General features: G+C 71.1%; 5 protein-coding genes. 1 reads left to right on the plus strand and 4 read right to left on the minus strand.

What is annotated here, in order from left to right:
- Positions 1-73 precede the first annotated feature (73 nt).
- The 4 genes from ACWGIG_RS36685 to yczE form a co-directional block, all read right to left on the minus strand.
- Positions 74-448 carry an RNA polymerase-binding protein RbpA gene (locus ACWGIG_RS36685; RefSeq protein ID WP_142215978.1) on the minus strand — a complete coding sequence of 125 codons (375 nt, stop codon included), beginning with the start codon at positions 446-448 and terminating at the stop codon, positions 74-76.
- A gap of 260 nt (positions 449-708) precedes the next feature.
- Positions 709-2,061, minus strand: coding sequence for an MFS transporter (locus ACWGIG_RS36690; protein ID WP_453326048.1), 1,353 nt, complete (start codon positions 2,059-2,061; stop codon positions 709-711).
- 58 nt (positions 2,062-2,119) lie between these two features.
- Complete coding sequence (locus tag ACWGIG_RS36695) at positions 2,120-2,890, minus strand: glycerophosphodiester phosphodiesterase (RefSeq protein ID WP_453326049.1); 771 nt, start codon at positions 2,888-2,890, stop codon at positions 2,120-2,122.
- Positions 2,887-3,603 carry a membrane protein YczE gene (gene yczE / locus ACWGIG_RS36700; protein WP_453326051.1) on the minus strand — a complete coding sequence of 239 codons (717 nt, stop codon included), beginning with the start codon at positions 3,601-3,603 and terminating at the stop codon, positions 2,887-2,889. The genes ACWGIG_RS36695 and yczE overlap by 4 nt, the downstream gene beginning before the upstream one ends.
- Positions 3,604-3,670: 67 nt before the next feature.
- Between yczE and ACWGIG_RS36705 the strand changes: the two genes are divergently transcribed.
- A complete protein-coding gene (locus tag ACWGIG_RS36705; RefSeq protein WP_453326050.1) occupies positions 3,671-5,167 on the plus strand; it encodes an SCO1417 family MocR-like transcription factor in 1,497 nt (498 codons plus the stop codon).
- Positions 5,168-5,207: the final 40 nt, after the last annotated feature.

The raw sequence follows: 5,207 nt of genomic DNA on the forward strand, positions 1-5,207 counted from the left end.
GGCACACACTCGGTGTGCCGGAGCCCCGCGGCTCTTGCGCTGTACTTCTCCAGTGCCCTTCCGTCCTGAGACGTCAGGCGGACTTGCGGCTGTCCCGCGGATGCACCGCGATGTTCATGGCGCCGGAACGCAGTACCGCGAGCCTTTCGGCCAGGACCTCTTCGAGTTCCTCGCGGGTGCGCCGCTCCATGAGCATGTCCCAGTGCGTGCGCGCGGGCTTGCCCTTCTTCTCCTCCGGCCCATCGCCGTCCACCAGGAGTGCCTGGGTCCCGCAGACCTTGCACTCCCACTCCGGCGGAATTTCCGCTTCCACGGAGAAGGGCATCTCAAAGCGATGACCCTTCTCACATGCGTACTCCACCGCCTGGCGCGGGGCCAGATCGATGCCGCGGTCCGTCTCGTAGCTGGTAACCACGAGCCGCGTACCGCGGAGAGCTCGCTCACTCATGAATCGTGCCTCCCGGGCTTGTCGCCCACAGGACAGGTATTTGTCGCTGTCGTCGTCATCCGGTCAACGTCCGGTCGGCGGTAAAGATTCCCGTTGCGGGTCAGTGCGTCGCCCGTCGTGCCGCCCCTTGTTGTACCCACCAGTGACCGCTTTGTCACATCTGACAGCAGATGTCACCCAGTCTTTTTCCTGCACGAGTGCGCAGTAACGGTCCGCCTGGCAGGCCAAAGGCGTACACTACCGGCCTTTTACTTCAAGGTCTAAATTCTTTCCGGTACGGGGTTTCCCGCCGCCGCTACGGCCTCCCTCACAGGTACCCGCGCGAGCAGGATGAATCCCACCGCGAAGAAGATCACGAGCGAGACGATCGCGTCCCGGTAACTGCCGGTGAGCTGGAAGGCGAGGCCGAATACCAGCGGCCCCAGCCAGCTCATGCCGCGGTCGCTCATCTCGTACGCCGAAAAGTACTCGGCCTCCTTGCCGCGCGGCACCATGTGCGAGAACAGCGACCGGGAGAGCGCCTGGCTGCCGCCGAGCACCAGCCCGATCGCGGCGGCGAGCAGGAAGAACCCGACGGGCGCGCCGGCCGGCAGGAAGAAGCCCACGCCGATCGTCCCCGTCCACGCGACGAGAGACCCGAGAATGGTCCGCTTCGCGCCGTACCGCTGGGCCAGACGCCCCATTCCCAGCGCCCCGAAGACGGCGAGCACCTGGACCAGCAGGATGGCGACGATGAGGGTCGTCTGGTCGAGCTCCAGCTCCTGCGAGCCGTAGACCGACGCCTGGGAGATCACCGTCTGGACGCCGTCGTTGTAGACCAGATAGGCGAGCAGGAACGACAGCGTGAGCGGATGCCGACGCATGTCCTTGAGCGTGGCGATCAGCTGCCGCCAGCCCTGTCCCATGGTGGGCCGGGCGCCGTCCGTCGCCACTTCGCGGTCGCGCAGCCGCCGCAGTGGAACGATCGCGAAGGCGCCCCACCACAGCCCCGCCGACGCCAGGCAGATCCGTACCGCCGTCGCCTCGGTCACGCCGAAGCTGTCGTGCCCGGTGTAGAGCACCAGATTCAGTACGAGGACGAACGCACCCGAGGTGTAGCCGAAGGCCCATCCTCTTGAGGAGACCTTGTCGCGCTCCTCCGGCTCGGCGATCTGCGGCAGGTAGGCGTTGTAGAGCGCCATCGAGACGGACAGCGAGGCGTTCGCGACGATCAGCAGCAGGGCGCCCAGCACATAGCGGTCGCCGTCCAGGAAGAACATGCCGGCCGTCGCGGTCGCCCCCAGGTAGGCGGCTGCGGCGAGCAGCGGCTTCTTGCGGCCCGTCCGGTCGGCGACCGCACCCACCATGGGCATCAGCAGGACGGCGAAGACCACCGACAGGGACACCGTGTACGCGAACACGGAGCCCGCCCGGACCGGAATGCCCAGCGGGTGGACGAAGCCCTCGGCGTCGGCGGCGGCCTTCGCGACCGTCGTCAGATAGGGGCCCAGGAAGACGGTCACCACGCTCGTCGAATAGACCGAGCACGCGAAGTCGTAGAAGTACCAGCCCCGTTGTTCGCGCTTGCGCTCCTCGGGCGTCGGCACCGGCGGTTCTGCTGTACCGGACGACACGTGCGCTCCCTGCCTCGGTCCCCGTGCCGACGCGCGAACGGGCGGAAGGGGGCGGGGGTCAGGCCCAGGCCCCCCGCTCGGTCAGCACCGACCGCAGCGTCGCGATCTGGTCCGTCATGATGCCATCCACGCCGAGATCGACAAGGGCGGCCATCCGGCCCGCGTCGTTGACCGTCCAGACGTGGACCTGGAGGCCGAGCGCGTGCGCCGTCGCCACGAAACGGCGGTCCACCACCCGTACGCCGTACTGCGATTCGGGCACCTGTGCGCACACCGCGCCGCGGCGCAGCGGCGCCGGGACGCCCAGTGAGCGCAGCCGCAGCGCCAGCACGCCGCTGACCCCGTACGACGTCGCCAGGCGCGGTCCCGCGAGCCGCTGCGCGCGGGCGACCCGGCGCTCGCTGAAGGAACCGACGCAGACCCGGTCCCAGGAATTCGTGCGGCGGACCAGGTCGACCAGGGGGTGCAGGGCGGGCTCCGCCTTGACGTCGACGTTCCAGCGGGCGTCGGGGAACTCCTCCAGGAGCTCCTCGAAGAGGGGGAGGGGCTCGGTGCCCGCCACGCGTGCCTCGCGCACCCGGTTCCAGGGCAGTTCGCGGATGCGGCCCCGCGCGTCCGTCACCCTGTCGAGGGTCGGGTCGTGGAAGGCGACCAGCTTCCCGTCCGCGGTGGCGTGCACATCGGTCTCGAAGTACCGGTAGCCCTCCTCGGCGGCCCTGCGGAAGGCGGAGGCGGTGTTCTCCAGCCCGTCGGCCGCCCCGCCGCGGTGGGCGAACGGGAGGACCGGTCCGGGGTGGTCCAGATAGCTGTGCCGGAATGCGTGGTTCACCGGTGAAGTATCGCCCGGGAGTCCTTGTCGTCGGCGTCCGGGCCCACGGCCGTCGCGGGCTTCTCCGGCACGGCGAACAGGCGCAGGAAGAACTGTGCGAGGGGGCCGATGGCCAGTGCGTACACGATCGTGCCCAACCCGACGGAGCCGCCGAGCACGAAGCCCGTGGCGACGACGGCGATTTCGAGGCCGGTACGGACGAGGCGGATCGACCGCCCGGTCAGCCGGTGCAGCCCCGTCATCAGGCCGTCGCGCGGTCCGGGACCGAACCGGGCCGCGATGTAGAGACCGGTGGCGATCCCGTTGAGCACGATTCCGCCGAGCATCAGGGCGATCCGCCCGGTGAGCCCGTGCACCTCGGGCACGAGGGCCAGGGTGCCGTCCATCGCGATGCCGATGACCACGACGTTGGAGACCGTGCCGAGGCCCGGCCGCTGCCGGATCGGTATCCAGAGCAGCAGCACGGCCGCCCCGACGATGATCGAGACGACGCCGATGGTGAGCCCGGTGCGGTGGGCGAGGCCCTGGTGCAGTACGCCCCACGGTTCGAGGCCGAGGCCCGCGCGCACCAGCACCGCCGAACTCGCTCCGTACAGCGCCAGGCCCACGTACAGCTGCCCCAGCCGCCGGAAGAGTTGAGTGGTTGACCGCGATGACCCGGACACGTGGTGCTCCTTGCGTTGTGGTGGTGGGGGTAGGGGTGGTGGACTGATGCATGACACTCTGTGGCCCGTATGGATGAGCCAACCATGGCCAATCCGGGGAAGGTGGACTGATTTCATGGCGCAGTGGACTTCGGCGGTGGGGGCGGCGCAGCTCGCCCGCCAGCTCAACTCGCAGTCCCGCCCCACGGGCCCCGGCGTCCGCAAGCCGCCGGCCTACAGGTCGCTGGCCGACGGGATCCGGCTGCTCGTCCTGGAAGGGCGCGTTCCGGTCGCTGCGCGGCTGCCCGCGGAGCGCGAGCTCGCGGTGGCCCTCGCGGTGAGCCGCACCACGGTCGCCGCCGCGTACGAAGCCCTGCGTGCGGAAGGCTTCCTGGAGTCCCGCAGGGGCGCGGGCAGCTGGACCGGCGTCCCCGCGGGCAATCCGCTGCCCGCGCGCGGCCTGGAGCCGCTCCCGCCCGAGTCCCTCGGCTCCGTCATCGACCTCGGCACGGCAGCCCTGCCCGCCCCCGAACCCTGGCTCACGCGCGCCGTGCAGGGCGCCCTGGAGGAGCTGCCGCCGTACGCCCACACGCACGGCGACTACCCGGCGGGACTGCCCGCCCTGCGGCAGATGCTCGCCGACCGCTACACCGCGCGGGGCATCCCCACGATGCCCGAGCAGATCATGGTCACCACAGGCGCGATGGGCGCCATGGACGCGATCTGCCACCTCTTCGCGGGGCGCGGCGAGCGGATCGCCGTCGAGTCCCCGTCGTACGCCAACATCCTCCAGCTCATGCGCGAGGGGGGCGCCCGCCTGGTGCCCGTCGCGATGGCGGAGGGGCTCACCGGCTGGGACCTGCCGCGCTGGCGGCAGGTGCTGCGCGACGCGGCGCCCCGGCTCGCGTACGTCGTCGCGGACTTCCACAACCCGACGGGCGCCCTGGCCGGCGAGGACCAGCGCCGCGCCCTCGTCGAGGCGGCCCGCTCGGCGGGCACCGTCCTGGTCGTCGACGAGACGATGACCGAACTCCACCTGGACGACGACCTTGAGATGCCGCGTGCGGTCTGCTCCTTCGACCCGGCCGGCAGCACCGTCGTCACGGTCGGCTCGGCGAGCAAGGCGTTCTGGGCGGGCATGCGCATCGGCTGGGTGCGGGCCGCTCCCGAGGTGATCCGCAGCCTGGTCTCGGCGCGCGCGTACGCCGACCTCGGCACGCCCGTCGTCGAGCAACTGGCCATCAACTGGCTGATGAGCACGGGCGGCTGGGAGCAGGCCGTCGCCGTCCGCCGCGGCCAGGCCAGGGAGAACAGGGACGCGCTGGTCGCCGCGGTGCGCAGGGAGCTGCCGGACTGGGAGTTCGACGTGCCGGACGGCGGGCTCACCCTGTGGGTGCGCACCGGGGGGCTGTCGGGGTCGCGGATCGCCGCGGTGGGCGAGCGGGTCGGCGTACGGGTGCCTTCGGGCCCCAGGTTCGGCGTGGACGGTGCCTTCGAGGGCTATGTGCGGCTGCCGTTCACGGTGGGCGGACCGGTGGCGGAGGAGGCCGCGGTGCGGCTCGCCGCAGCCGCGCGGCTCGTGGAGACCGGGGCGGCCTCGGGCGCCGAGGTACCGCGGACCTCGGTGGCCTAGGGGCCGACGGGAAGCGCCCGTGCCCCGCCGAGCGGGGACA

This window comes from Streptomyces sp. NPDC054863 (assembly GCF_053610825.1).

Excerpts from the sequence above, each read along its gene's own strand:
- ACWGIG_RS36685 (WP_142215978.1), bottom strand. The coding sequence starts at position 448 with ATGAGTGAGCGAGCTCTCCGCGGTACGCGGCTCGTGGTTACCAGCTAC.
- ACWGIG_RS36705 (WP_453326050.1), top strand. The coding sequence starts at position 3,671 with ATGGCGCAGTGGACTTCGGCGGTGGGGGCGGCGCAGCTCGCCCGCCAG.